Source organism: Wolbachia endosymbiont of Armadillidium arcangelii, from assembly GCF_040207875.1.
Lineage (GTDB): Bacteria > Pseudomonadota > Alphaproteobacteria > Rickettsiales > Anaplasmataceae > Wolbachia.
This window is the reverse complement of the sequence record NZ_CP157942.1, coordinates 581,726-607,559: the sequence shown is the minus strand read 5'-3', so window position 1 is coordinate 607,559 and position 25,834 is coordinate 581,726. Positions and strand designations below refer to the sequence as shown.

The window sequence follows — 25,834 nt, the reverse complement described above, 5'->3', positions numbered from 1 at the left end:
GTCATTACTTCTTTTAATTTGTGGATCTTACCTGATTTTACAATACAGTCCATCACTTTCCCTTAACTTAATGTGTAATAGTTTAGACTTGATCTGACAGGCATGAATTATCTGACAGAAGAATTGAAAACCGATATCAGCATCCTGTTTAATGCTATCAATATTTTTCTGATAAGCAATATGCATACTATCAAAAAAGGTTTGCATAGCCATAGCAATATTTACCTGAATGTGGTCTAGATCTATTGTAAGAATGCACCCAATGGTCTACGTCTAACTGAAGTTCTGCCAAAGAGGTGTAAATTTTCTTTCTAAAGATAATATTGTAACATTCATCTTCTGTGGAACCTTTCACATATGCCATTAGTCTGTGGAGTTGGTTCGAGAATGATCAATATTTTCTACCCCTAAATATAGCTGTGATTTTCAGGTTTGCCACAATACTCTGTACCACGATCCGTCAAAACACGTAGCAATCTGTTCATCAAAGAACGGTACTACCCTATCATTAAGAAGATCTGCAGCTGTGATAGCAGTCCTTTCTGTGTAAAGCTTAGCAAAAGCAACTCTGGAATAGGTATCAACAAAGGTTTGCTGGTAAATTCGTCCAATACCTTTGATATTACCAACATAATAACTGTCTTGGCTACCTAAGTATCCTGGATGCTCTGTTTCAATTTCTCCATGGGCCTCTTTTTCTTCCTTAGCCTTTTCTAGAGCTGTTATCTGTTCTTCTGTTAAAATGATACCATCCTGAGCTACTTTTGCTTCTAATGCCTTTAACCTCTTTTTAAAGTTTTCAAGATCGTTTCTTTGCCACACTGATCTTATTCCACTTGCAGAGATCTCTCTTTTTCAGTTCGTTTGCTGCTCTTTCTTGTCCGTATACTGGAAACTCTATTGCTATTTCAACTACTGCTTTTTCTATATCCTCCGACACTCTATTTGCATACAATGGCTTGCTTTTGCTTATCTCGTGTAAAGCCTCTTCTCCTCCTGTTTCATACAGTTCTTTGAAGCGGTAAAATGTATCCCTTGAATATCCCATACGCCTGTGATACATTTCCTAATTGCTTTGCAAGTTCTAGCAATCCTAACTTTGGTTTTAGTATTTTTTCTTGTGTTGTACTCATATCTGACACTCCTTTAAAATTTGTTTGTATTTTTATCTTACTTTATTAACCTGTCAGATCAAATCTAAACTATTACAGCTAAGTAGAGGTGACAGCTATGAGGTTGATTTAGCGATCGGTATGCTTGAATCCATAAAATCAGACGATTTGTTAATCTGTGATAGAGGATACGTATCTTATCGATTTCTTGCTGAGCTTACAGGAAGGAAAATCAATTATATAATTCGCTGTCCAAGTTCGTCTTTCAATGAAATAAACGCTATGTTTAAGCCGGAAAGCCCATCTAGTATGGTGGTAGTGTCTACCGCACCTATTAAAGTAGCAAGACAGCTACGAAAGCTAGGATTACCTGATGAGATGAAATTCAGGTTAGTCAAAATAATACTTTCTTCTGGAGAAGTTGAAGTGTTAGTAACATCTCTGTTAGATGAGCAAAGTTTTACAGTCGAAGAGTTTGAGAGATTATATTACTTGCGCTGGGGAGTAGAAACATTTTTTTTTAGGCTGAAGGGAAGATTAAATTTAGAGAATTTCACAGGAAAAAGTATTGAAACTATCAAGCAGGATTTTTGGTCAACTATCTTCATCAGTAATCTAGAAAGTATCATGATAGAAGATGATGAAGAGACATTGAGCGCACAGAATAGTAAACTAAAAAAAAGCATCAATAAATCTGTCTCATTTAATGCGATTAAAAACTTAGCCTTTGATATTTTTTCTACAGAGTCAGACATAGACTGCATTATGGATCGACTATCACAGTTATTTTTGATGAACACTTTAGTGGTAAGAAAAGGGAGAAGAGTTGATCGTCATAAGATATCTGATATTCGTTCACTCAACTACCAGAAAAGAGCTAGAAAACATGTGTTTTAAATTCAAGATATCTTTTCAGTATCATTGCATTAGTACATTCTTTGCAAAATAACCTGCAATTATTACTTTTTTAAATAACTTGCACTTTTCAGACTCCCTTTTCTTAAAAATTCACCCTAGTATTTACCATAATTATCAATCGCTTCAAATTTTTTGTCCAATCTTAACTTCTCTTTCCCTTAACTTAATGGCAGTGACGACTCACTCCCCCTTTCGATGTTCACTTCCCATTTCGACACGTTCATCAGTGGTTCACTTACGTTCGCCTTTCTGATCCTCACCTTCCAGCTCTTACGCTGATTTTTCCTTAACGCTTATGACCCTATCTCTTAAATAGAGCCACTTAAGGTGGTTTGAAACCTGCTCCTGAAAACCGATTTCGAAGGACCTTCCTTCATCTTCAATAAAGCTTCTCACAAACATTATTCTGCTTGTTGCTGCAGCACACGATCGCTTTTGAGATCTAAAAAAAAATTTACTACCTCCGCGTTGTTTACTAATTCAAAAGGTACAAGATCATCATTGTTTTCAGCATACATATTAGCCCCTCTTTTTAAAAGCTCTCTTACTATATTTAAATGACCATGTCTTGCAGCAACATGCAGAGGAGTATCGCCTATACTGTTTTTAGCATTGATCTTAGCCCATTTGTTTAAAAGCTCTTTTATTACATCTAAATAATCATGCCTTGCAGCGACATGCAGAGGAGTATCGCTTTTTTTGTTTTCAGCATTAGTCTTAGCCCCTCTTTTTAAAAACTCTCTTACTATATTCAAATGACCATATCTTGCAGCAACATGCAGAGGAGTATTGCCTACAGTGTTTTTAGCATAAATCTTAGCCTTTTTGTCTAGAAGCTCTCTTACTATATTTAAATGACCATATCTTGCAGCAACATGCAGAGCAGTAGAATTATTATTATTTTTAGCATTAATATCAGCTACATACAGAGGAGTATTGCCTTTTTTGTTTTCATCATCAATATTAGCCCTTCTGGTTAAAAGCTCTTTTACTACATCTAACTGACCATACCTTGCAGCAACATGCAGAGGAGTACTGCCTATACCGTTTTCAGTATTGATCTTAACCTTTTTGTCTAAAAGCTCTTTTACTACATCTAACTGACCATACCTTGCAGCAACATGCAGAGGAGCATTGCCTGCTTTGTTTCCAGTATAAATCTTAGCCTTTTTGTCTAAAAGCTCTTTTACTACATCTAACTGACCATACCTTGCAGCAATATGCAGAGGAGTATTGTTTACATTGTTTCTAGCATCAATATTAGCCCTTCTGCTTAAAAGCCCTTTTACTGCATCTAACCGACCATACCTCGCAGCAACATGCAGAGGAGTATTGCCTTCTTCGTTTATAATATTAATATTAAACTTTAATTCATTTAATAAAAATTTTATCAATTTTGGGTCATTATCAAAAGCAGCATGATGCAGTAACGTACTACCAGAATTGTCTTGGTAATTAAAAAAAACATCTCCAAGTCACTTCCTCTTTTTACTAATCCTAAAGGTGTGAAACTACCTTTATTTCTAGTATAAATCTTAGCCCCTTTATCTAAAAGCTTTCTTACCATATCCAAAAAATCAGACATTTCATCAGTAAACAAATTACTAGTCATTACAGCAACATGCAGGGGAGTATCCCCTTTTTTGTCTTTAACATTAACATCAGCCCTTTTCCCTAATAAAAGATCTATCAATTTTTGGTTTCTATTATTAATAGCATAATGCAGTAACGCTTGCCATAATTGTCTTGGCGATTTAAAAGAAAATTTACTACTTCCAACTTACCTTCGTTGTTTGCTAATTCAAAAGGTGTGAAATAATCTTTATTTTCAGTATAAATCACAGCCCCTCTGCTTAAAAGCTCTTTTACTACATTTAAATGACCATTCATAGCAGCCACATGCAGAGCAGTATTGCTTCTCTCGTCTCTAGCATAAATATTAGCTCAATTTCCAAGAAGTTCTTTAACTTTACTAAGGTCACCTATACTTGAAGCATTAATTAATAAATTATTATTACCGAAAATCATTTGTACTCCTAAATGAGGATCAACCTTTTGAGATACTTAATGAAGATAAAACATAATATTTGCAATATTTTTTTATATATGAAAAATCAATAACTTAATAAGATGATTAAAGATAATGCTTTGTTTTGAAAGCCTGCCAATCTCTAGTTTCAATTTTTTTTAAAGTAACTCTATAGTTTTATTAACTTAATACTACTGTGAATTATCTCTATTGTTCTGGCACACAGACTTTTTCTTTGATGGCATTTTTTCTCATATTTTATTATACTTTGGCACTAAATCCTCTCTCATCAAATGAGGGGCTTTGAGTTAAAGTAGAATGATTAGAGACAGAAACATTACAAAGATCTCTCTTAGACTGAGAGTTTTCTTTAGCATGTTTTAATTTTTTAAATATTTCAGTGTCTGTACCTATATTCTTCTCCGCATAATCATATAAGAGCTGCAATACCTTTCCACTAGCTTTAATAGCAATTTTAATAGTCGTATTTTCATCATTACCATCTGGAGAGTAGTTTAAGCTTGGTTTGAAACTATGTTTGTTTTTTGATTCCAGTAATTTCTCTATCTTTTTGAGTAATTCATCTACCTTATTTTCATCTATTTCTGCTGCTTGTTTTATCAGATTAAACAACTCATTATCTTGAGATAATTTTTGGAGAAATCTTTCTTTGTCTTCTTTCTTTTTAGCAGACGAAGCTTTTGAATAACCAACATTAATATTTGGGTTAGCAAGCAGAAGGTCAACTATCTCGGAATGGCCTTCTTTTAGTGCGTTCAACAAAGGAGTACAATTAAAATTATTCCTAGCATCAATATTAGCTTTATTCCTCAGAAGAATTTCAACTACATTCTTATAACCATTCTCTGCTGCCAAATGTAAAGGAGTACTACCTTCCTTATTACTAGCATTAACATCAGCTCCATGCTCCAGAAGAAGTTGAGCTATATCAAAGTAACCATTTTTTGCTGCCATACGTAAAGGAGTACAATTCAAAATATCCCTAGCATCAACCTTAGCTCCATTCTCTAGAAGAAGTTTAACTATTTCATAGTGACCATTCTGTGCTGCAAAATGTAAACAAGTAACACCTTTCTTATTCTTAGCATTGACATCCGCACCATTATCTAGGAGAAGTTTAACTACTTCATAGTGACCATTCTGTGCTGCCACACGTAAAGGAGTACAATTCAAAATATCCCTATCATCAACCTTAGCTCCATTCTCTAGAAAAAGTTTAACTATATCAAAGTAACCATTTTTTGCTGCCATACGTAAAGGAGTACAATTCAAAATATCCCTATCATCAACCTTAGCTCCATTCTCTAGAAGAAGTTTAACTATTTCATAGTGACCATTCTGTGCTGCAAAATGTAAACAAGTAACACCTTTCTTATTCTTAGCATTGACATCCGCACCATTATCTAGGAGAAGTTTAACTACTTCATAGTGACCATTCTGTGCTGCCAAATATAAAGGAGTATGACTTGAAGTATCTTTGGTATTAACTTCAGCTTTATACTGCAAAAGAAGTTGAGCTATATCAAAGTAACCATTTTTTGCTGCCAAATGTAAAGGAGTACAATTCAAAATATCCCTATCATCAACCTTAGCTCCATTCTCTAGAAAAAGTTTAACTATATCAAAGTAACCATTTTCTGCTGCCAAATGTAAAGGAGTACGATTCAAAATATCCCTATCATCAACCTTAGCTCCATTCTCTAGAAAAAGTTTAACTATATCAAAGTAACCATTTTCTGCTGCCAAATGTAAAGGAGTACTACCTTCCTCATTACTATCATTAACATTAACTCCTTGCTTAATTAACCGTTTAGCCTTTTGCAAATTACCATTTTTTAAAGCTAAAAATAATTCCTTTTTATTTTTCTCTAATCTTTTTGATTCCTTTTTGTCATTTAGATCCTGTTTATGCTCTTCATTCTGAGGGTTTGTACTCTTATTAGTACTATCCTTCTCATTTAAAGAAAGCTGTGGCTTCACCTCTTGAACTTTATTACATTTCTTAGCTTTCTTCTTTTTGTTTTGATTATGTTTACTCTTTTTATTCTGAGATTTGCTAATATCATCTTCTTTTCCTTCATGTTCTGAGCTTTGTGAGGAAGATTTAGAACTCTCTAACACTGAATTTGTATGCTTGCTCTTATCTGAGTTCTGATCCTGTTTATGACATCCTTTAGCTTTCAATGAATTCATAACCTCTTTAGCATATTCTTTTTCCCCTTTACGTGACAATTTTTCTGCTATATCTTTAGCTTGCTCTATGTTTCCTTTCTCTATTAACTCCAGTGCCATATCTCTCCATTTTTCAGAACTGGATTCTTCTTTCTTAATATTCACATTACCTTCTTCCCCTGGTTCTACTATTTTCAATAAATTACTTTTATCATCTACAATATAGATATTACTAACAGCACGAGTAACTCCAACATACAGAGCGTTCATATAAAATTTATATTTCTCCAAGGACTTATCTTCCTTATCCTTATTTCTTGAAGTATTAACATCCTTTTTGTTATATGAATCACGAATCCTATTAATAGTATTATCTATTTCACCCTCACTTTTATCCGGACATACTATATTCCATATTTCATTATAAGCTTTACACGATGTAAACTTGTAAAGAATCACATTTTCAAACTCCAAGCCTTTGGCTTCATGTATATTAAACACAAGTGGAGTATCAAATAACTGACGTGCACTTTCTTTACTTTCATCATCCAGAGCTAAAACAGCACAATTCATAGATTCATTTACTTTTTTTGCTATTTCTTCTTTTTTATCATCAGTAACAAAGCCAACGTTCCCTTTGTTCTTAGTATCACTCTTCATGAAAAAAGCGTTATCTACTATCATTTTATCTTCCGAAGCAAAACAATAATTTTTAAGATGTAGTATACGATTGGCAAGTTCAATAGCTTGCTCGCTATTACGATAATTTTTCTCAAGGGTATAAAAAACTTCTGACCCTTGGTCCCTTATACATTTATTTTGATAGAGAAAAGATTTTAACTTAGATAAAGAGAAAAAACTAGGATGTATTACTTGATCAACATCACCACATAATAAAAAATTACCCTTTCTTTCATCTTTTAAACTTTTCAAGATTAAACTCAGTGTACTTTCAGTTAAATCTTGAACTTCATCTACAACAATCGCATTATACATTTCTTCTGCAATGCACTCATAAGCAACAAGATTAGGATCATAATACTTTTGATCTCCTTCTATAAATTTCCTATATTCTTCAAAAAAATCATAAACACTGTTCCTTTTATCTATAGGAAATATAGATTGTCTATTTCCTAATTTAGCATATCTATCTTTTCCATCTTCTCCTAATAAACTTCCTCCACCTATCACAGCTGTAAATTCTTCGAATATTTTATCTCCGTCTTTTTTATACCCTTTAAATTTATCTTTCTTGCATATTTCCTTGAACCATGAAAAAAACTTACTTCTATTGATTGGTTTCTTTCCTTCTACTTTTATTATCTTTTTTAAAAATTCATGAAGAGATAAGAAATCAATTTCTTCTGGAGTATGAGTCCTTAGTTCATCAGTAGTCTGATTGTAATTTTCACATTCAAATATTTTTTTTGATTCTTTTATAAGATTTTCGGATTTGGTAATATATAGAATTTTTCCTCCCTCAAACTTCTCTTTTATCCTTTTTAGGCTCTCCAAAGCCACTGATGTCTTTCCACTGCCAGCAGGTCCACTAATAACTAAAGGTAATTCAAACTTTTCAACTCTTTCAACTATATCTTCCTGCTTTGCACTAAAAGTAATAAAATTACCTAACCAACGAATTTGTGGAGCATCTTCAATCTCTACTGTATCAGGAACTTTTTCATCTATTATTTTTATGTTTCTTATTTTTTCTCTATTTGTTAAAAATTTAGACTTATGATAATCATGATTCAGAATTACTTCTAAAATAACAAAAGCATCTTTGTCATTATGCTTTCTCCTCGTAAATAGTAATCTGTCACTATCACTTAATTTAGCTCGAAAATATTCAATATTCCCACAACCTTTTATTAACTTTATATTTCCTTGGCTTGTACTGTTGTTTTCCTTTAAATCTTTAATTATTTCATTGAACTTTTTCCTTAAAGGAGTTTTACCATTGTCTAAATCACAGTCATTAAACTCTTCACAATAAAATACAATATTCATAACTTTTCTTAATTATTTAATTATATTAAGAATATAATAATATTATTAATACGTCAATATTTTTATTACTATATTAACTTTTATTCATACGTAATTCTCATCCCGTAACTAGATAAGCAATGCTGTAGGGTTGTGTAACGAAAGGTGTATGCTTTTAAGTATATATTTGTAGAGTTTGTGAGGAAAATATTATTGAATGTAGACTGACAAAAATGAGCCAACCGTGGAAAAATTGTAAGTTGAAAATGTGATATATAAAGAAATAAGAGGGAAAGATAACCCTACTCACTATAGGAATAGGGCTATTACGGGCGTGTGCGACCGAAGGAAAATTGGTATTACAACCGTATCCATCAAGGTATACTAGCCCTTTTATATTAATTCTAATATTTTACTTTTCGGTTTGACACAGTTTATTTTACCATACGCGTCAAGTTAAGAGAATACACCCAATATAGCAACCATTTAAGGTTTATTTATTATATTTATTTTTTAAGAAATCTTGATCTAAAATAAGGTAATTTTTTTAAAAGAGTCTATAAATTACTAATTTTATCGTTTAATATCTAAAATAATTTTTACCGCTTCTCTTCTTTCTTATACCACTTTTCCTTAACTTGACACCTATGGTTTATTTTACACTCCCGAGAAATTAGAAGATTGTGCAAATACTCTCCATGATTGCACAAATTTATTGTCTCTATAATGTAGAAAACAGTAAAATATACGCAAACCAAGATTTAGTGTATTTTTAATCACAATAGATGTTTTTATATGCTTAAGTGTAAGGCTATATCTTTAAGGGGTGTAGCTAATTGTTTACTAACCTTCATTTTGATTGGAATTTTTCAGTTAAATGTTTGTTTATAATGAGTCCTATTAAGCTTTTTTCTCGCTAATTATTTCAATCCTTAAGCAGAGCTACTTTCATATTTATCAATTTGGCTGGACATCAGTGTCAAGCACCGGGATAGAAAGCACAGGTTTCAATATTTGCCATAAGATACAAGGAACTTTTTATTCAATAAAACAAGACTTAAAATTTTGTGCAATGCTATCGATTATAGCTAGGTATGCATCTTTTCCAAATTCTATGTCTGATCCAATAGGGTCAAGAACTACCATTTTTACGTCATTAGAAAAGGTATTAGGTTTTATGCCATCCTCTCGTGAATGAGAAAAAATGCATTTAACATTTTCCTCTTTCATTACTTTTTTTAGTTTCATTAAACTCTTCATACCTATGTAAGAATCCTCTTCTATAGAAAGAATGGCACTTGGGTAACTTAAACCAAAATATTTTTCAAAATATTGATAAGCATCATGAGTAACTATGTATTTTTGATTTTTGAACTCATTTAATTCTTTCATGATTTCTTTTACCTTTTGGTCTATTTTTCTTATAGCCTTCATTGCATTGGTATTGTATTGATAGGCATTTTCTTTATCTATATTAGACAACGTCGCACTGATAGAAAGTATCATACTTTTTGCATTTTCAGGACTCAGCCAAATATGTAAATCTTTTTCATCTTGAGTGTGACTAGAAAATGAATGCGTTCGAGCAGGAAGTAGATCGATTGTACTTGATAGCGGTATTAACTTCTTATTTTCTTTAGCGAAAGTTTTAATGAATGTTTCCAATGAATCATCAATATAAAATATAATATTGCTAGATTCTAATTTACTTGCATCTGAAGGCCTGAGCATGTAGTTATGTTCAGACACTACTTCGTACATTAGTAATTCTGGCTTTGAAATCCCATCTGTAACAGAAGCTACAAGTGAGTGTATAGGTTTGATTGTAGCTACAATTTTTAAATTGGATGAAAAGGCACTATTGTAGTATAGTGTAAATGAAAGTAAGAAAAAGAAAATCAGTAAATGTCTCATATAGATGTTGAGAGGAAGTCAATTTTTGCCAAAAAGTTAAGTAATGTCAATAACTGCATTCTAAAAATAGAAAACCTTACTCTTGCATATGGTAATAAAAAAGTTCTTGATAATATCAATATATCAGTAGAAAGAGGGGATATAGTTACAATACTTGGTCCAAATGGTGGAGGAAAAACCTCTTTAGTGAAAGCAGTTGCTGGTATAAATAAAGGTTTTATTGGCAGTATTGTATTCGCTGACAATATAAAAATTAGCTATATGCCACAAAATTTTAGTATTGGTAATTTGATGCCAATAACAGTCGAGTCTTTCCTTTTCAATAGCTCCTCGAAGAGATTCAAGAAAAATCAATCCATTGTTACAGAAGCGATAGAATTGGTTGGCATCGGTAACATTTTGAAGAACCAAGTATTAGAAATTTCTGCAGGACAAACACAACTACTACTACTTGCACGTTGTTTAATTTCAGAATCTGATTTGATCATTTTGGACGAACCAGTTAGTGCAATGGATATTAACGCACGGGCTAAATTTTATGATATTATAAATAAAATAGCAAAGGAAAGGTTAGTATCGATTCTTATGACTTCTCATGACCTTAACTCTGTTATACCATGCTCAGATTACATAATTTGCATAAACAACACTATCTATTACCAAGGTAAATCTAATGAAATTATGGAGCTAAATGAAATATTTAGCAGTTACGCAGCGAAATGATTCAAAATATTTTACGTCTTCTGCACATAACTACAGTGCTGACACGTTATAATGTGTTACCTTATTTACTTCCACCATCAAAAAAATCAATAAATAAAATACAAGGTCATAAACTAAAGCGTGCTCTTGAAAGATTAGGTCCGGTGTTCATTAAGTTTGGGCAATCCATTTCATCACGTACTGATGTTTTAAATGAGGATATAACAAATAACTTGTTATTGATATGTGATAGATTGCCATCGTTTTCACATAAAATAGCAGTTAAAACTATAGAAAGTGAGTTTAATTGTAAATTAAGTGACATTTTTTCAAGTTTTTCTGAAAAGCCAATTGCAGCAGCATCAATTTCTCAGGTGCATAGAGCAGTTACAACTGAGGGTAAGGAAGTTGCTGTAAAGGTTTTAAGGCCAAATATTGAGAAAACATTCTCAAGGGACATAAAGATGCTTTCTTGGCTTGCGGACATTGCAGAAAAATTTAGTGAACAATCAAAAAGGCTGAGGCCAATTGAATTAGTCAAAACTTTTGCTGAAATTTGCCGATTAGAGTTAGATCTACGTTTTGAAGCTGCTCACTCTTCGGAACTGAAGGAAAATACTAAACATGACAGAGGTTTCTATGTACCTGAAGTAGATTGGAGCAGAACTTCAAAAAAGGTTTTAACATTAGAATGGATGGAAGCTACACCAATATACGAAGTTGAAAAGCTGAATAATCGTAAGCAAATAGCTATCAATCTTATAGAATCATTTTGTAATCAGGTATATAGGGATTGTTTTTTTCATGCTGATATGCATCCTGGAAATCTAATGGTTGATAGTAATAACAATATTATTGCCCTGGATTGTGGAATCATGGGTAGAATAGATCGTGAGACATGCTATTACGTTATAGAGATACTCAAAGGCTTTTTAAATCGGGATTACGATCACGTTGCAAAAATGCACTTTAGAGCTGGTTATGTTCCATCACAGCATAGAAATTTTGTCACAGCTTGCAGAGCAATAGGTGAACCCATTATTGGACAGCCTATACAGAAGATTTCATTTGCTCGCTTACTTACTCAGCTATTAAAAATAACTGGTGATTTTGATATGAAAGTTCAAACACAATTATTATTGCTACAGAAAACTATGATTTTACTGGAGGGGACATGTAGAAAGGTCTATCCAGAAATCAATATGTGGAAAGTAGTTGAAACGTGGATAAGCAGTCAACATGAAAGTAAAATAGGGTATAAGGAAAAAATTAAAAGCTCTTATCCCATAAAAGCAATCCAAGGAATACTTAGCCTTGTAGAAAAATTAAACCTAATAGCCGATAAAAAATTACAAGTTAAAAGTAGATCAAATGGAAAAGCCTACTTCTTACTTTGGTCTGTAATTATAATTCTAATCGTTAAATTTTTAATTTCTTGAACTAAAAGATAATAAAAGCAAGTTTACAACAACTATTTAAGTCTTGAAACCACTCAGGTTTACACTCATCTAAATTATCAAGATACTTTCAGTATGTATAAAACTTTCAGTAGAGTTTAGAGAAGAAGTAAAAACCTTAACTTCATCCTAAACCGATAGCATTATCAAACTGAGTGCTTGTCACATCACTCAGTACTGCACTTACTTACTTTATAGCCCTTCTTATAATAGTCCGAACGTGGGTAAAAACGTCTTTATAGCTATTGTAAGCCAGGAGGCCAGCAGTGTGTTATTATGATCTGTTCGGATTATTGTGAAAAGAGCTATATATGAACAGTAGCACCCAATTGTAAGGAAAACAAATGCAGCTACAGCAAGTGAAATACATATTTCTAAATTCGATATTGTTAAACATGCACCAACAGCAAATACTCCAGATAACACAAAAGAGGAAGAAGCATAGTTACTTTGCCTTCTATTGTAAATATTTGCTTCTGAAAGTTTTTTGTTTTTGTTCTTTAAGTCTTGATTTTGAGCTTGAAGTTCTAATCTCTCTTGCCTAAAATTCATTTCTAATTGTAAAATTTTGTTAGTGTCTATTGTTCTTTCATTTACGGCCCTATTCAGCTCTTGCTCTTTTTCTATAATTGAGCCTTTGTTCTTTCAAGTTCACCTTCCAGATTTTCAAGTCGCTGCAATTCTTGAGCAATAAACTCATCGTTTATTTCCGGGGCAACATTATGTGCATTGGCTGAAGGCTGTTCCATATTTGCAGGAAATTTCTCATTGAGATAATTTTTAATAGACTCGATTGGATTATTAAGATTCCTCAACAGAGCAGTGACAATTTCACTATTCATGAAGCAGTTATCTTCTACTAATTTTTTTACATCATCCAAATCTTTTCTATTAATAGCATCAGTTAATCGCTCTTTCATAGCTTGTTCAATGATTTGCTTCAATCTTGAATTTTGCTCTATAGCTGGTATTGGTTTTGTTTGACTAAAATCTAGGTCTTTATGTTTTAAAAATTTAGTCAGTACTTCTTTTTTATTTTCCTCTGTTATTCCTTGTAAACATGATCGAATAATCAAGCTAAGCGGCGTTTCTATTTCTCCATTTGAATTTCTTTTCCAACAATTAGGATTGAGATCTTGATTTAATAGTACTTTTGCTTCATGAAAATCTCCACTAGTAAGAGGCGTTTCTATTTCTCCATTAAAATCACTTTCCCAGCAATTAGGGTTGAGATCTTGTTTTGCTTCATAGAAATTTTCACTAGAAAGAGCATTCAATAAATCTTTCCCTTTTTGTGCTTTCTGTATTTCTATCGTAAGATGTGAAAAGTTTTTATTCTGTACTTGTCCAATTTTTCTAATATATTCTTCAGGAGTATGAAAGAAATTACCTTGACGATCTATATGGTGATTATTTTTAATATTCACATTCAAACCAGTATGCCTAAATAAAATCTCTACAAAACTTCTATTTTCCATACGAAAAGCTAGATGTAGTAGACCTAACATTCAAAAAAATCTTTGGTACAGAAAAAAACAAAAAGATTCTCATCCATCAACTATGTTTTTTAAAATTTTTTGAATTTAGTCTCATTACAACTCTTGTTCATAATTTTGTATTTTTATTCAATTGAAAAATGTATTTTGGCAACAAAGACCATAAGTGTTGAAAGTATCAAAAATGGCGTGATATAAGGTGATCAACGGCATGTGAGTTACCTCCTGATAGTAAAACAATTGAACGTAAAAAAGAGTCATTAAGATCTAATGTAAACTGTAATAGTGCTATCTTAAATCCGTCTAAGTTGTTTCTTATTTTATAAACAAGAAATAATAAAGCTGTAATAATAATCATATAAATATACACTTTCATTCCATTCATGTCATGGCTTAAAAAATGCTTATATCCGAGGTTTTAAATTTGAAAAATACTTCTATATCCCACCTGCGTCTGTATATTTGTGTTACTTCATAAGCCGGTATTTCAAATAAGTTGGTCAAAAACCATTTCTGTTCTATTTTTAATTTTTATTAGTCGTACTTGCTATTGCTCTGCTTCCGCTGTAAAGATTCACTATATTATCTTCCAAAATTTCCGATCCATCTGGTTGTTGTTTTTGCGTAATTTCATTCTCTCTTATAACGCAGTACCTTCTTTTTAAGTATGTTCTTGTGATAAATTTGTACTCCTTTTTGTCAAACTCAGTGAAAGTTGCAACTTTTGCAATCCCTCTATCAAACAATAAAATATCCTCTTTTTTAACTTTAGCTTCATTAATTGCTCTAACCAGCGCTAGCTACTTTCTTCTTGCTCTTGACAAAACTCGTCGGTAATTGGCCTTTTAATCCAACGCTTACTTTGACTTGACTGTCATCACCTATTTTTAACCCATCTTTTATAAGGTACCCTGATAAATTTATAATTGTTGAATCGAATCTATGTAAGTTATGTGACGTTTTTCTGGGCAATAATTTTTCCACTTTGCTTATTAAATCGATATATACACCTTTAAAATAATCAGAACTTTTAACCTTTTCGATAAGCCACTGTATGTAACTGTACTTTTATCATCATTTTTATCTATCACACACCTATTTATTACCATTTCTAGTGCTCTTAAGCTTGTTTTCTGACCCATTAATATTAAGTCTTTAAATATTATTTACCAACTAACTTAGTATTACATTTATCTACCTCTGTTGATTTTCCTAGTCTTTCCAAATCCTCGTCTTTTATTAAGTTTAGTATTCTTTCTATTTGATCCATTGTTGCCTCCATTTTTCTTTAATAATAGCTCTTTTATCTTCTTCTTATGACACTTTCAACACTTATGCGGCACACCCCGTCCGCCACCCTTTCATCTTCGGTTCATTTCCTCTGTTCAGTTATAGAACCTACCGCTCCAAGGTATTTCTCCCTGGGATGAGGAGGGCTTCTCCAGTTGTTTAATATGTCCTTATCACCATGCTATCACTACCGCCCCGCCAAAGTAGATCAGTTGTATCATTCGGGTTTCAACTGTCTATGTTGCCTTCACCATTCCACCGATGGTTCGGCCTTTGGGTTAACGTTACTTTCGGAGGTCACCTATGTGTTCGCTTTCGCTACAGCCTGGTAATTCATCATTATTCTTACAACAATGTTGTCGGTAGGCTTCAGCATCTTGGTTTCCCGCAATACTGCTACCCTAGTTACAGGATTCCGACTTTTGTCCTGGTAGGTTTAACTCCTACTGAACATATTCACCTTCTCTGGACACACGATGGAATTCAACCATTACGACTTTCGGATCGCACGAGAATCTTTCGTTTTGGGATGGATTGGTCATGCGTAGCATTTGAACTCTTTAATTTTAATATAAATCAATTTAAACTATATCAGTACTGATTTCTTAAGTATGGCTAAATATCAGGTTATAACACCTGGAGAAAATAAAGAATCTATCGATATTTTATATGGTTACCACTCTACTATTTTTGGAAAAGCACTTATTGGAGTTACAACACAAAGCATCTGTCACCTTTCTTTTTGTGATTTTGAAACTTCAGCTATTAAGATACTTGAAAAAGAGTGGCCACAAGCCTGCCTGAAAGAAGATAGGCTAACAACGGCAAAAATTGTACGCAATATTTTTGACACACAAATACCTGAGAGATCATTTTCTTTGCTTGTTAGGGGAACAGACTTTCAAATTAAAGTCTGGCAAGCATTGATTTCAATTCCCACAGGTACGACAACAAGCTATGCCAATATTGCTCATATAATTGGTAAGCCAAAGGCCATACGTGCTGCTGCAAATGCAATTGCTAATAATCCAATTTCCTACTTAATACCATGCCATCGTGTTATTCGTAAATCTGGAAAAATTCATAAGTACCGCTGGGGAGTAGAACGCAAGAATTGTTTATGAAGCACTACTATACCTATCTATTAGTAAGAGCCTTGAATGAATAATATCACGCAACGTTCCATCCTTAATTTTCCTGTATTCCCTCACTAGCCTTGATATTTCTTTACTACTTGTATCGCTGTAGCTCATGGTCAAGTAAAGACCTACCTCTACTTGATAGAATACGAATTTCTAATTTTTTTCTTCTCTTATCCTTACTATTATTCATAAAAACCTCCAAGATCAACATTATATACAAATTCAGCGCCAGCTTTCTGATGCAATAGTTCTCGAGGAATAACCCTTTTGAACTCTAAATTTGCAATGTTGTCCTTGTTGCTTGGGCACTGGAATGACAAGAAAACAGGAGCGTGAGATGACAACGAAGGGCTACTTGAATGACACCATCATAAGGTGAACCAATGTCTGAGCACTGCCGTCGTAAAGGAACCAGCGTCAGCTATTTGGATGATAAAAGGAAGGAATATCGGAGTGGTGTGCTAGGACTTTATACCTTTTGCGTTCAAACTCACATAAATCATGAATTATGCACGTTTCACACGAAGGTTTTTGTGCTTTGCAAACATATCTACCGTGTAAAACTAGCCAATGATGAGCATAAAGTAGGTATTTTTTTGGAACCACATTCAAAAGAGATTGTTCTGTTTTAAATACATCTTTTTCTTTCACAAGCCCAACTCTATTGCTTACTCTAAAAACATGAGTATCAATTGCCAATGTTGGAATACCAAGCCCTGAATTTAAGAACACATTAGCGCTCTTTCTCCCAACCCCTGGTAAAGATACTAAATCATCAAAATCGCTAGGAACTTTGCTTTCGTATCGTTCCACCAGTATTTTACTAAGTCCGATTATATTTTTTGCTTTGGAATTATATAAACCAATACTACTTATACGTTTTTTCAGCTCATTTTGCCCAAGATTCAGCATTTTTTCTGGCGTATCAGCAATGTCAAATAGTTCTCTTGTAATTTTGTTTACACTAACATCGGTCGTCCGCGCTGACAGAACTATTGCAACTAATAACGTAAAATGATTGGTATAATTTAGCTCTATTTTTGGCGCAGGATTTGACTGTTGAAATTTTTCAAATATTAATTCTACTTTTTTTGAGTCCATGCATAGAGCTAAAAACTTATACTATACTGTTTGCTGTGCAAATTCAATTGCTTGAGGATTAGATAGTCCTTCAGTATTAACATCAGACATATCAGTTTTTACCTCATCAAGATTCCTTTCAGCAAATTCGCTTGCCACTTCTGCAAAACATTTTCTAACAAGAGGCATGATAATTGGCATCAATAATTTCCGCAAATCATACCATTTTAATAGGTCAGTTTCCTTTTGTACTCTATCTCTTGGATCCTCTTCTAGTAAATCTTTTGTGTGCTTTTCAGCATATATTTCACAGCCTTTTGAAAAAATAGGAGCTAATGCTTCAATTAATACTGCCAATAACAATAGTGGACCAAGTATAGCTCCACCAACAGTTAATCCATTAGCAATGAAATTTGTTGTAACTAAATAAACAGAAAAAGCAGCTAAAGGATAGTTGATAAGAAGTTTACTACTTAGCTCGATATAGCTCATTTTACTCATGAATTCATCAGTAGAAATTTCTGAGTTTTTATACTTCTCCATATAATAATTTACTAATGAATTACAGAGCTTATTGATAATGATATTAAATGCTATGATCCACCATGAAAAATAGCAACCTATAGTAATTATAGTTAATAGAGCTAAAGGCAGAAGACTTATTTTTGGTACTAACATTAGAGCATTTTTGCGCTCTATAAATTTCAATGCTAATGTCTTTTTATCTTCTTCAATTAGGCTTCTCTTTTCTTTTAGAGGAGTAATATAATTGTATGCTTGGCTTTGCTATATATTGATATAACTCTTGCATTAACTTTGCACTTTGTGCACTCTTCTGAAAATTATCTAAATTTGGATTTAGCAAAATCCTCTCTATTTGAGCCTGAAGTTCATTATAGCTTTTTAGGTCTTCTCCAAACGAACAATCATTTCTTTTTAGTATAGCAATCAACCCATCAAAATCTTTACCTACAGCTTCTTCCTCACTGATTTTTAGCTCGTTAAACAACTTTCTCCTATAGTGAAACTCTCTTGCCGTTAAACGCCCATCACTTTCAGCATCAACACTGACTTTAACACAAGGATTTCCTGACTCCAAAGGTTCAATGTACTTTTTTACCTCTTGATAAGCTTTATAAATCTGATCAAATCTATTTTTGTCTCCACCTTTGTCAGGATGGTTTACAAGTATCAATTTATTATATTGTTTTTTCAGAAACTTGCTAAGAGCTTGATAATCCTTACCTACAATTTGTTCAGCTTTTATCTCTAGTACGTTAAACAGATCATTATTATCATAAAACTCCTGACCAGTTAACTTAAAATGTTGACTCATTACTACACCTCACATAAATACATGATACTATTAGTATAATATATTTAATGTTTCACACAAGCATAAAAATATCAAGCAACCACTAAGAGAAGAAACCCTCTTTCCCATCATACAAATACAACTTATCCATTCTCACCACATCAAAATTGTGTTCCTCAAATTTGATTAGCAAGTTATTCACATCACTATTTGTAATTTCATTATTTGCAATAAACCTGCAGGTTATTTGGTCACTTGAAGATTTTGAGCCTCCTGGCCAAATTGCAAGTCCTTTTGAGTATATTGCTATCATTTTCAGATTACTCGATTCAAATAATCCTACTATTTGATCAAAATTGTTGGATTTGTCCCAGGCAAGCGTTATATCACTACCCACTAGCTTTTTAACTTTGTAATCTTGTTTATAATTGTCTTGTACTTTATTTATTTTACTATCCGAATCACTGCTAATTATAAGCTCAGCAGATTTCTTTCCTAGATTATCTATAACAGCTTCTGCAAATTCTTTTGTTCCAACCTTTTGTTTGCTCTTTTTCTCTTTATATAAATCGGCAGTGTGTATTCCATTCGCTAAAGTCTTCAGCCATGCATCGTAAATTAGTTTTGCAGTACTCACTTGACCGATATAGACCAACATATGCACTGCAGCATTTAAAAGACCAGAAGGATTAGCTATGTTTTTTCCTGCAATATCAGGAGCAGAACCATGAACCGCTTCAAACATTGCATATTCATTACCTATATTGCTACTTCCAGCGAGTCCCACAGATCCAGAGGTTTGTGCCACTATATCTGATAATATATCGCCATATAAGTTCTCAGTTACTATAACATCGAAATTCTCCGGTTCTGTTGCAACACGCGCCATTCCAATATCAACTATATAATGTTCTGCCTTGATATCTGGGTATTCCTTTGCAATGCAATCAAATGCTGCATGGAAAGTGCCATCAGTCATTTTCATTATGTTATCTTTAGTCAGGCAAGTTACTTTCTTTCTGCTATGTTTTTTTGCGTATTCAAAAGCGTACCTGCATATTTTTTCTGAGCCAGATCTAGTAATAATTTTAGTGCATTGGTACGAGTCACCAGTAAGCCTATGCTCTATTCCCGTGTAAACGTCCTCTTCATTTTCACGTATTATCACAATGTCAAACTTACCAAATTTATTTTCTATAACAGGATGATATGAAATACACGGTCTGATATTTGCATATAATCCTAAATTCTTTCTGAGTGCCACATTTAGGCTTTTGTGTCCTTTGCCTTGAGGAGTTGTTGTCGGAGATTTGAGTAATATCTTTGTTCTTTCAATAGACTCCCAACCACTTAGAGAGATTCCGCGAGACCATTCCTTATTATAAACATGCTCTCCTATTTCAATAATATCTATTGAGATCTTCGCTTCTGCTTCGCACAATATCGACAGCACCGCTTCCATGATTTCTGGTCCGATACCGTCACCATATGCAACTGTGATTGGTGTTGACATAACTTCCCTAACTACAAATAGTTTAATGTTAATTCAAATAATAGAGCAGTACAAGTAGCTAATATTACCCAAATTAGTATATTTACGGTTATTTAATAACGTACTTTTATATTAGGTGGTAATACTATGAACTATAGGTGGGGCGCATATGAATACTGAAACGAGTGTTAAAGTAAATTATGTAGGATTTACAAGGCGTACTGTAGCAGCAATACTTGATCAAATCATATTCCTCTTCCCTTTACTTATTGTTATGCTTATATCTTTAGGTAAAGATGATTTTCTTCGAGCATTTAAACAACCAGAAACAGTAACATTATTAGAAGAATTTTTTGTAACAGTCATAATATTGGTGCCATTCACAGTATTACAAATATTAATGATAACAAGACTCGGCGGCACTCCAGGAAAGCTGTTGTGTGGCATATGTATTAAAGACGCAAATACATTTAAAAACGTCACTCTAATGCAAGCAACAATAAGATGTATTTTTCAGGAAGGCATTTGGATTATTCGTGATTTTCTGTTTTATCTGCTGCCTGATTATGTTTCTACATGTTTTTTATTATACTAATTTTAGCTTTAATGTTTGCAATATTTGATCAACGTAAACAAACATTCTATGATAAATTTGCAAGAACAGTGGTAATAGACTATAAATCTAGTTGATATTTTTCTTTAGTTGTCTGTATTACTACCTGCAAAGTAACTTTTTTCGTTTCTATATGGGCTACCTGCTAGCTAACGTTAACTACCAATATCATACCTGAAGAACCCCCCTGGCCATTCTAGAAAATTTAACGCTGAGTACACTTTACTTTTAGCTTCTTCCACAGTGTTTCCTTCTCCTACTATATTTAGCACCCTTCCGCCATCGGAAATCCAATTGCCACTTTCATCCAACTTAGTACCAGCATGAAACACTAATATACCAGGTATGTTTTCAATTTTATCCAATCCTTTAATTACCTCTCCCTTTCGATAATCACCAGGATAGCCTTTACTTGCAACAACTACACAAACTGTAGCTTTATCATTAAATTTCACCATTTTTGTGCTTAACTTGCCTTCTGCAACTGACAACATCAATTTTAACAAATCACAGTTTGGGTCAAGCCTAGGTAACATGGATTGTATTTCCGGGTCACCAAATCTAACATTATACTCAAGAAGCTTTGGGTTATCTTTGCAAATCATTAAACCAGCAAAGAGCACTCCCTTATAAGATGTTCCAATGTTAGTCAGTGCTTGAATTGTAGGGTATATTATTTTTTGTATAATCTTTTGCTCCATATCCTTACTTATAATTGAAGGTAATGAGTACGACCCCATGCCTCCAGTATTTTGGCCCTTGTTATTTTCACCAACTCTCTTATAATCTCTTGCACATCCAAGAGTTACTACTTTCAACCCATCAACAAGAGCAAAAAAACTTACTTCTTCTCCAATTAAAAATTCTTCTATGATTATTTCTTCACCTGATTCACCAAGATTTTTCTCCACTAGCATTGAATCTATTGCTGAAAAAGCTTCATTTTCTGTGTGGCATATTATGACGCCTTTCCCTGCTGCAATTCCATTTGCTTTAATTACAAGCGGCAATTTTATTCTATTACTACGCACAAAATTTTTAGCTAACCTTTCATCAATAAAACGCTCATACTTGGCGGTTGGTATACCATATTGTTTACATAGTTCCTTCGTAAAAGACTTTGATGCCTCAAGTTTTGCAGCTGCCTGACTTGGAGCAAAAATATTTATTCCCTCTGCAGTTAAATCATCAGCAAGCCCATTAATTATTGGTTGCTCTGGACCAATAATCACTAACTCTATATTTTTTCTCTTGCAAAATTGTGTAACATCTACTGAATCTTGAATATTTATATTCACAAGAACTCCAAAATTTTCCATGGCCGAGCGACCAGGAGTAACATATAACTTAGTCAAGCTAGGAGACTTCTTTAGAGCCCAAAGTAAAGCATGTTCACGCCCACCAGAACCTATAACCAAAACCTTCATCTTTATTTCCTCGCTTTTCTATATGTCAAAATTATTACTTGCTTATAACAGTATCGTTACTCATATATTTTTGCAACACGTTTGGTATTGTAACCGACTCATCGGAATTTTGATAATTCTCCATTATGGCAATAATAGTTCTACCTATAGCTAAAGCTGTGCCATTTAAAGTGTGCAGGTATTTTTTTGTTTTTCTATCAGTTTCCGAGAAGTATTTAGTGTTCATCCTCCTTGCCTGAAATGCACCACAATTTGAGCAGCTTGATATTTCTCTGTATTTATTTTGCTCAGGTAACCACACCTCTATGTCATAAGTCTTTTGTGCAGCAAAGCCCATATCGCCACTGCAAAGCAGCATTACTCTGTATGGCAATTCTAATTTTTTTAATATCTCTTCAGCAACACTCGTCATACGCTCAAACTCATCATTTGATTGGTCTTCAGTTGTGATGCTTACTAACTCCACTTTACCAAATTGGTGTTGCCTTATCATGCCCCTGGTATCGCGACCTGCACTACCTGCTTCTTTACGAAAGCACTCCGAATAGGCAGTAAAACGAATAGGCAGTTCTTTTTCCTCTACTATTTTATCAATAACCAAATTTGTTAAAAACACTTCACTTGTGGGAATCAATCTCAATTCGTCGGTAGTTAAATACGAATCGTCAGAAAATTTCGGTAGCTGACCAACATTATACATAGCTTCGTTTTTCACCAAAGCTGGGTGGTACACCTCAGTATAGCCAAATTCATTAACATGCATTTCAAGCATAAAATTTATTAGCGCTCGTCCAAGCTTAGCTAACTGTCCTTTTAATATCGCAAATCTTGATCCGGAAATTTTCGCCGCTTGTTCGAAGTCCATTAAACCTAATTTTTCTCCAAGTTCATAGTGAGATTTTGCTGTAAAATCAAACTGTCTTTTTCCTCCATATCTTCTCACCTCTAAATTAGAGTTCTCATCTGTGCCTGTTGGCACATCTTGCGCAGGAATATTCGGCAAGTTAGATAAAACATTCACTAACTTATCCTTTTCTGCTTGTTCCTTTAAGCTAATTGCCTCTATCTCATTTGTGATGCTTTTTGATAACTCTATTTGCTTTTCACAGGGGCTTTTGTTCATTTTAAGCTTCTTTATTTCTTCTGTGACTTCGTTGCGTTGCTTATTTAAAGCTTGTAGTCTAGTAGTCAGTGATCTTTTTTCATGATCAATACCCAATATTTCTTCTGTAGTAAATTCTTCCATCCCTCTGCTTTTCATTGCTTTTTCAAATCCTTCAGGGTTTTTGCGTATATGTTCTATATCATGCATATATTGTGCTATTACTAACATCATTACTGTACTTCAAAAGTTTCTAACATTCAATATTTTTGCATACAATGCAGATAAATGCTAATATTGATTTTACCTCCAGAATTTGCTAGAATTAATTAACGTAAAATATAATATGTTAGGCATCATAGAAGAATACAATGAATTTAAAGAGAGTACTCACTTCACCAAACTTAAGGATGATGGAAGATTTGCTATCTACGCTTTTGGTATATATCTAGCAGCTACATTTACTGTTGGCTGTTTGGGGTTGATAATAGGGTCTACCCTCTTAACTTTACCACTTGCTATGCTAATTTTTCATCCTGTAGCTTGGATCTTAATGGGAATAGTGCTCACAGTGATATACAAAATGGTTGTTGAGCTCTTATTTCACTGGGTAAAGGGTTATGTTGATGGAAAAGGAGCTTCAAAGGAAAAAGAGAGCAATACTAAAACTGATGAGCTGTCAAAATCACCAGAGCAAGAGCAGGCTGTAAATAATCAAGGAAATCCAAAAACTCAAGATGGAGATAGTGGTATTGTACCAGGCAGTGAACCCGATTCAAGGAACAGTAGTCGTAGAAGCTCTTTGGATAGTGGTTTGGGTGGTAAAGAGTTTCATGAAAATTTGGACACTCTTGTGCATCAGACAAACAGAAAAAACTATAGTTACTGGTTAGATGATAATGACATTACACATATTGCAAGAGTTGTGTATAAGTACTCAAAAAATGGACATAGCAACAATAACGTCTATTTTCTTACCTCTGGCTATTCTGATGGCTGGGATGAAATCACAAGACAGTTCCTTCAGAATTACAGAGGTGAATTGGAACAAAACCCTAGATTGATATTTACTTCGGTTTTTCATATTAACAATAATCATTGGGTAACTTTGGTCATTAAACCTGATGCAGGTAATAAGAAATTTAGAGCTTATTACTGCGACTCATTTGGTGATCAATTGCCAAATAATTTGCTGGATATTGTTAAGGGAGAATTGCAAAAAGGGGAATGGATATTAGACATAAAAAGCTCCAGAACCCCACAACAAAGCGATGGGCATAACTGTGGAATATTCGCGTTAGAAAATGCTCGTATGATTACGGAAATGCTTAAAGAAGATAAATTATTTGATCAGATTGATGTAAAGCTATCGAAGTACACACCTAATTCAAAGCAATTGGAGGAGAAAAGAAGAGAGTTTGCAGAAGCACTCATGAATGATGAAAAATGGAAGGAAGATTTAAGGGGAGGACTTTTATGTAATCTTCCGAGAACGGCAACATCTCTGTCTTCCACTTCAGAGGTGCAGCATGCGGGCTCGTTTTGTAACATTATGTAGTTCACAATGAAGAATTATCATTAACCTCATGCCCCTCCAAATAGGAAGTTTGACGATTGATTCTCCGGTAATTTTAGCGCCAATGTCTGGGGTGACTGATTATCCGTTTAGAAGTATTGTGAAGAAACTTGGTGCAAGTTTGTTAGTCTCAGAAATGATTGCAAGCAGAGCCATGATTATACAAACTCGCCAGAGTCTGCAAAAAGCAAAAGTCGATGAATTAACTGCTGTGCAGCTTGCTGGGTGTGAGCCAGATGTTATGGCAGAAGCTGCAAAACTAAATGAGGATATGGGTGCAAAAATAATAGATATAAATTTCGGTTGTCCTGTTAAGAAAGTTGTAAACGGTTATGCAGGATCAGCGCTAATGCGTGATGAGAAAAAAGCAGCTGAGATAATTGAGGCCGTGGTCAAAGCAGTGAATGTGCCAGTTACGGTGAAAATGCGCACTGGATGGAACGATGAAAATCGCAATGCCCCGAGACTTGCGAAAATTGCCGAGGATTTAGGAGCAAAAATGATTACTGTGCATGGAAGAACAAGGGCACAGCTTTATAACGGTCAAGCAGATTGGAAATTCGTTAGAAATGTTAAAGAGCAAGTAAAAATTCCGGTTATAGTGAATGGTGATATTAAAAGCTTGGATGATATTCAAAACGCGCTCAAAGAATCAGGGGCAGACGGAGTAATGATAGGTCGTGGTACTTACGGCAAACCTTGGTTGATTAATCAAGTAATGAATTTTTTAAGTAGAGGTGAAATTTCTGAACCGACAGCCTCAGAGAGGCTAAGCATAATACTCAAGCATTACGACAGTATTCTTGAATACTATGGAAACGACATAGGAATAAAGATAGCCCGCAAACATATAGGCTGGTACAGTAGTGGACTTAAAAATTCATCTGAATTTCGTGTAAGAGTAAATAGCATGACAGATAGCACAGAAGTAAAAGAAAATATAATCAATTTTTTTAATTAAAAAAAGTTGATTCAACATACTGTCTC

General features: G+C 33.7%; 22 protein-coding genes and 2 pseudogenes. 7 read left to right on the top strand and 17 right to left on the bottom strand.

Annotated features, from left to right (window positions below; all coding sequences use genetic code 11):
* Nucleotides 1-27 precede the first annotated feature (27 nt).
* Nucleotides 28-1,133, bottom strand: a pseudogene (locus ABLO99_RS03025) (integrase core domain-containing protein).
* Nucleotides 1,134-1,184: 51 nt separating this feature from the next.
* Between ABLO99_RS03025 and ABLO99_RS03020 the strand changes: the two are divergent.
* Nucleotides 1,185-2,009, top strand: a pseudogene (locus tag ABLO99_RS03020) (IS4-like element ISWpi18 family transposase); the annotation flags it as partial.
* A 422-nt stretch (nucleotides 2,010-2,431) separates the two neighbouring features.
* Here ABLO99_RS03020 and ABLO99_RS03015 read toward each other — a convergent pair.
* The 5 genes from ABLO99_RS03015 to ABLO99_RS02995 all read right to left on the bottom strand — a co-directional run bounded on the left by ABLO99_RS03015 (nucleotide 2,432) and on the right by ABLO99_RS02995 (nucleotide 10,155).
* Nucleotides 2,432-3,457 carry an ankyrin repeat domain-containing protein gene (locus tag ABLO99_RS03015; RefSeq protein WP_349968436.1) on the bottom strand — a complete coding sequence of 342 codons (1,026 nt, stop codon included), beginning with the start codon at nucleotides 3,455-3,457 and terminating at the stop codon, nucleotides 2,432-2,434.
* A complete protein-coding gene (locus ABLO99_RS03010; protein WP_349968216.1) occupies nucleotides 3,421-3,723 on the bottom strand; it encodes an ankyrin repeat domain-containing protein in 303 nt (100 codons plus the stop codon). Before ABLO99_RS03010 ends, ABLO99_RS03015 begins: the two co-directional genes overlap by 37 nt.
* Nucleotides 3,720-3,920 (bottom strand): hypothetical protein, encoded by a 201-nt coding sequence (locus ABLO99_RS03005; RefSeq protein WP_349968215.1) that lies wholly within the window; start codon nucleotides 3,918-3,920, stop codon nucleotides 3,720-3,722. The genes ABLO99_RS03010 and ABLO99_RS03005 overlap by 4 nt, the downstream gene beginning before the upstream one ends.
* Nucleotides 3,921-4,320: 400 nt before the next feature.
* Nucleotides 4,321-8,262, bottom strand: a complete 3,942-nt coding sequence (locus ABLO99_RS03000; protein WP_349968214.1) for an ankyrin repeat domain-containing protein — start codon at nucleotides 8,260-8,262, stop codon at nucleotides 4,321-4,323.
* A 1,017-nt stretch (nucleotides 8,263-9,279) separates the two neighbouring features.
* The gene (locus ABLO99_RS02995; RefSeq protein WP_349968211.1) at nucleotides 9,280-10,155 is read right to left on the bottom strand and encodes a zinc ABC transporter substrate-binding protein; all 876 of its coding nucleotides are present in this window, start codon (nucleotides 10,153-10,155) and stop codon (nucleotides 9,280-9,282) included.
* On the opposite strand from ABLO99_RS02995, the gene ABLO99_RS02990 reads away from it, so the two are divergent.
* On the top strand, nucleotides 10,147-10,878 hold the full coding sequence (locus ABLO99_RS02990) for a metal ABC transporter ATP-binding protein (RefSeq protein ID WP_349968210.1): 732 nt from the start codon (nucleotides 10,147-10,149) through the stop codon (nucleotides 10,876-10,878). The genes ABLO99_RS02995 and ABLO99_RS02990 overlap by 9 nt on opposite strands.
* The gene (gene ubiB / locus ABLO99_RS02985; RefSeq protein WP_349968209.1) at nucleotides 10,875-12,296 is read left to right on the top strand and encodes a 2-polyprenylphenol 6-hydroxylase; all 1,422 of its coding nucleotides are present in this window, start codon (nucleotides 10,875-10,877) and stop codon (nucleotides 12,294-12,296) included. The genes ABLO99_RS02990 and ubiB overlap by 4 nt, the downstream gene beginning before the upstream one ends.
* 222 nt (nucleotides 12,297-12,518) lie before the next feature.
* Here ubiB and ABLO99_RS02980 read toward each other — a convergent pair whose 3' ends face one another.
* The 5 genes from ABLO99_RS02980 to ABLO99_RS02960 form a co-directional block, all read right to left on the bottom strand.
* Nucleotides 12,519-12,866, bottom strand: coding sequence for a hypothetical protein (locus ABLO99_RS02980; RefSeq protein WP_349968207.1), 348 nt, complete (start codon nucleotides 12,864-12,866; stop codon nucleotides 12,519-12,521).
* A gap of 71 nt (nucleotides 12,867-12,937) precedes the next feature.
* A complete protein-coding gene (locus ABLO99_RS02975; RefSeq protein WP_349968205.1) occupies nucleotides 12,938-13,792 on the bottom strand; it encodes a hypothetical protein in 855 nt (284 codons plus the stop codon).
* A gap of 542 nt (nucleotides 13,793-14,334) precedes the next feature.
* Nucleotides 14,335-14,556, bottom strand: coding sequence for a hypothetical protein (locus tag ABLO99_RS02970; RefSeq protein WP_047758834.1), 222 nt, complete (start codon nucleotides 14,554-14,556; stop codon nucleotides 14,335-14,337).
* Nucleotides 14,557-14,596: 40 nt separating this feature from the next.
* A complete protein-coding gene (locus ABLO99_RS02965) occupies nucleotides 14,597-14,782 on the bottom strand; it encodes a hypothetical protein (RefSeq protein ID WP_153295463.1) in 186 nt (61 codons plus the stop codon).
* A 20-nt stretch (nucleotides 14,783-14,802) separates the two neighbouring features.
* Nucleotides 14,803-14,952: a hypothetical protein gene (locus ABLO99_RS02960; protein WP_153295416.1), complete on the bottom strand. Its 150-nt coding sequence runs from the start codon at nucleotides 14,950-14,952 to the stop codon at nucleotides 14,803-14,805.
* A gap of 759 nt (nucleotides 14,953-15,711) precedes the next feature.
* Here ABLO99_RS02960 and ABLO99_RS02955 point away from each other — a divergent pair.
* A complete protein-coding gene (locus ABLO99_RS02955) occupies nucleotides 15,712-16,224 on the top strand; it encodes a methylated-DNA--[protein]-cysteine S-methyltransferase (protein WP_047758999.1) in 513 nt (170 codons plus the stop codon).
* 435 nt (nucleotides 16,225-16,659) lie between these two features.
* On the opposite strand, the gene nth is transcribed toward ABLO99_RS02955, so the two are convergent.
* From nth to icd, 4 genes are all read right to left on the bottom strand, one after another.
* Nucleotides 16,660-17,343: an endonuclease III gene (gene nth / locus ABLO99_RS02950; protein WP_349968204.1), complete on the bottom strand. Its 684-nt coding sequence runs from the start codon at nucleotides 17,341-17,343 to the stop codon at nucleotides 16,660-16,662.
* A 21-nt stretch (nucleotides 17,344-17,364) separates the two neighbouring features.
* Nucleotides 17,365-18,030 (bottom strand): hypothetical protein, encoded by a 666-nt coding sequence (locus ABLO99_RS02945; protein ID WP_349968202.1) that lies wholly within the window; start codon nucleotides 18,028-18,030, stop codon nucleotides 17,365-17,367.
* Between the two features lie 22 nt (nucleotides 18,031-18,052).
* Nucleotides 18,053-18,658: a hypothetical protein gene (locus ABLO99_RS02940; protein WP_349968201.1), complete on the bottom strand. Its 606-nt coding sequence runs from the start codon at nucleotides 18,656-18,658 to the stop codon at nucleotides 18,053-18,055.
* Nucleotides 18,659-18,740: 82 nt separating this feature from the next.
* A complete protein-coding gene (icd, locus tag ABLO99_RS02935) occupies nucleotides 18,741-20,150 on the bottom strand; it encodes an isocitrate dehydrogenase (protein WP_349968200.1) in 1,410 nt (469 codons plus the stop codon).
* A gap of 148 nt (nucleotides 20,151-20,298) precedes the next feature.
* Between icd and ABLO99_RS02930 the strand changes: the two genes are divergently transcribed.
* Nucleotides 20,299-20,724: an RDD family protein gene (locus ABLO99_RS02930; protein WP_349968199.1), complete on the top strand. Its 426-nt coding sequence runs from the start codon at nucleotides 20,299-20,301 to the stop codon at nucleotides 20,722-20,724.
* Between the two features lie 173 nt (nucleotides 20,725-20,897).
* Here the strand turns inward: ABLO99_RS02930 and purD are convergent, their stop codons facing one another.
* Together purD and serS are read right to left on the bottom strand one after the other, a co-directional pair.
* Entirely contained in the window at nucleotides 20,898-22,169 is a 1,272-nt protein-coding gene (purD, locus tag ABLO99_RS02925) for a phosphoribosylamine--glycine ligase (protein WP_349968198.1), read from the bottom strand.
* A 34-nt stretch (nucleotides 22,170-22,203) separates the two neighbouring features.
* Nucleotides 22,204-23,481: a serine--tRNA ligase gene (serS, locus tag ABLO99_RS02920; protein WP_349968434.1), complete on the bottom strand. Its 1,278-nt coding sequence runs from the start codon at nucleotides 23,479-23,481 to the stop codon at nucleotides 22,204-22,206.
* A gap of 136 nt (nucleotides 23,482-23,617) precedes the next feature.
* Here serS and ABLO99_RS02915 point away from each other — a divergent pair, with 136 nt between their 5' ends.
* Together ABLO99_RS02915 and dusB are read left to right on the top strand one after the other, a co-directional pair.
* Entirely contained in the window at nucleotides 23,618-24,829 is a 1,212-nt protein-coding gene (locus ABLO99_RS02915) for a Ulp1 family isopeptidase (protein ID WP_349968197.1), read from the top strand.
* Between the two features lie 28 nt (nucleotides 24,830-24,857).
* Entirely contained in the window at nucleotides 24,858-25,808 is a 951-nt protein-coding gene (dusB, locus tag ABLO99_RS02910; protein WP_349968195.1) for a tRNA dihydrouridine synthase DusB, read from the top strand.
* Nucleotides 25,809-25,834 lie beyond the last annotated feature (26 nt).

Bases quoted from the DNA above. Each gene is read 5' to 3' on its own strand.
- ABLO99_RS03005 (WP_349968215.1), bottom strand. From the start codon at position 3,920: ATGAATGGTCATTTAAATGTAGTAAAAGAGCTTTTAAGCAGAGGGGCT.
- ABLO99_RS03000 (WP_349968214.1), bottom strand. From the start codon at position 8,262: ATGAATATTGTATTTTATTGTGAAGAGTTTAATGACTGTGATTTAGAC.
- ABLO99_RS02990 (WP_349968210.1), top strand. From the start codon at position 10,147: ATGTCTCATATAGATGTTGAGAGGAAGTCAATTTTTGCCAAAAAGTTA.
- ABLO99_RS02995 (WP_349968211.1), bottom strand. From the start codon at position 10,155: ATGAGACATTTACTGATTTTCTTTTTCTTACTTTCATTTACACTATAC.
- ubiB (WP_349968209.1), top strand. From the start codon at position 10,875: ATGATTCAAAATATTTTACGTCTTCTGCACATAACTACAGTGCTGACA.
- ABLO99_RS02980 (WP_349968207.1), bottom strand. From the start codon at position 12,866: ATGAATTTTAGGCAAGAGAGATTAGAACTTCAAGCTCAAAATCAAGAC.
- ABLO99_RS02975 (WP_349968205.1), bottom strand. From the start codon at position 13,792: ATGGAAAATAGAAGTTTTGTAGAGATTTTATTTAGGCATACTGGTTTG.
- ABLO99_RS02960 (WP_153295416.1), bottom strand. From the start codon at position 14,952: ATGGGTCAGAAAACAAGCTTAAGAGCACTAGAAATGGTAATAAATAGG.
- ABLO99_RS02955 (WP_047758999.1), top strand. From the start codon at position 15,712: ATGGCTAAATATCAGGTTATAACACCTGGAGAAAATAAAGAATCTATC.
- nth (WP_349968204.1), bottom strand. From the start codon at position 17,343: ATGGACTCAAAAAAAGTAGAATTAATATTTGAAAAATTTCAACAGTCA.
- ABLO99_RS02940 (WP_349968201.1), bottom strand. From the start codon at position 18,658: ATGAGTCAACATTTTAAGTTAACTGGTCAGGAGTTTTATGATAATAAT.
- icd (WP_349968200.1), bottom strand. From the start codon at position 20,150: ATGTCAACACCAATCACAGTTGCATATGGTGACGGTATCGGACCAGAA.
- ABLO99_RS02930 (WP_349968199.1), top strand. From the start codon at position 20,299: ATGAATACTGAAACGAGTGTTAAAGTAAATTATGTAGGATTTACAAGG.
- purD (WP_349968198.1), bottom strand. From the start codon at position 22,169: ATGAAGGTTTTGGTTATAGGTTCTGGTGGGCGTGAACATGCTTTACTT.
- serS (WP_349968434.1), bottom strand. From the start codon at position 23,481: ATGCATGATATAGAACATATACGCAAAAACCCTGAAGGATTTGAAAAA.
- ABLO99_RS02915 (WP_349968197.1), top strand. From the start codon at position 23,618: ATGTTAGGCATCATAGAAGAATACAATGAATTTAAAGAGAGTACTCAC.
- dusB (WP_349968195.1), top strand. From the start codon at position 24,858: ATGCCCCTCCAAATAGGAAGTTTGACGATTGATTCTCCGGTAATTTTA.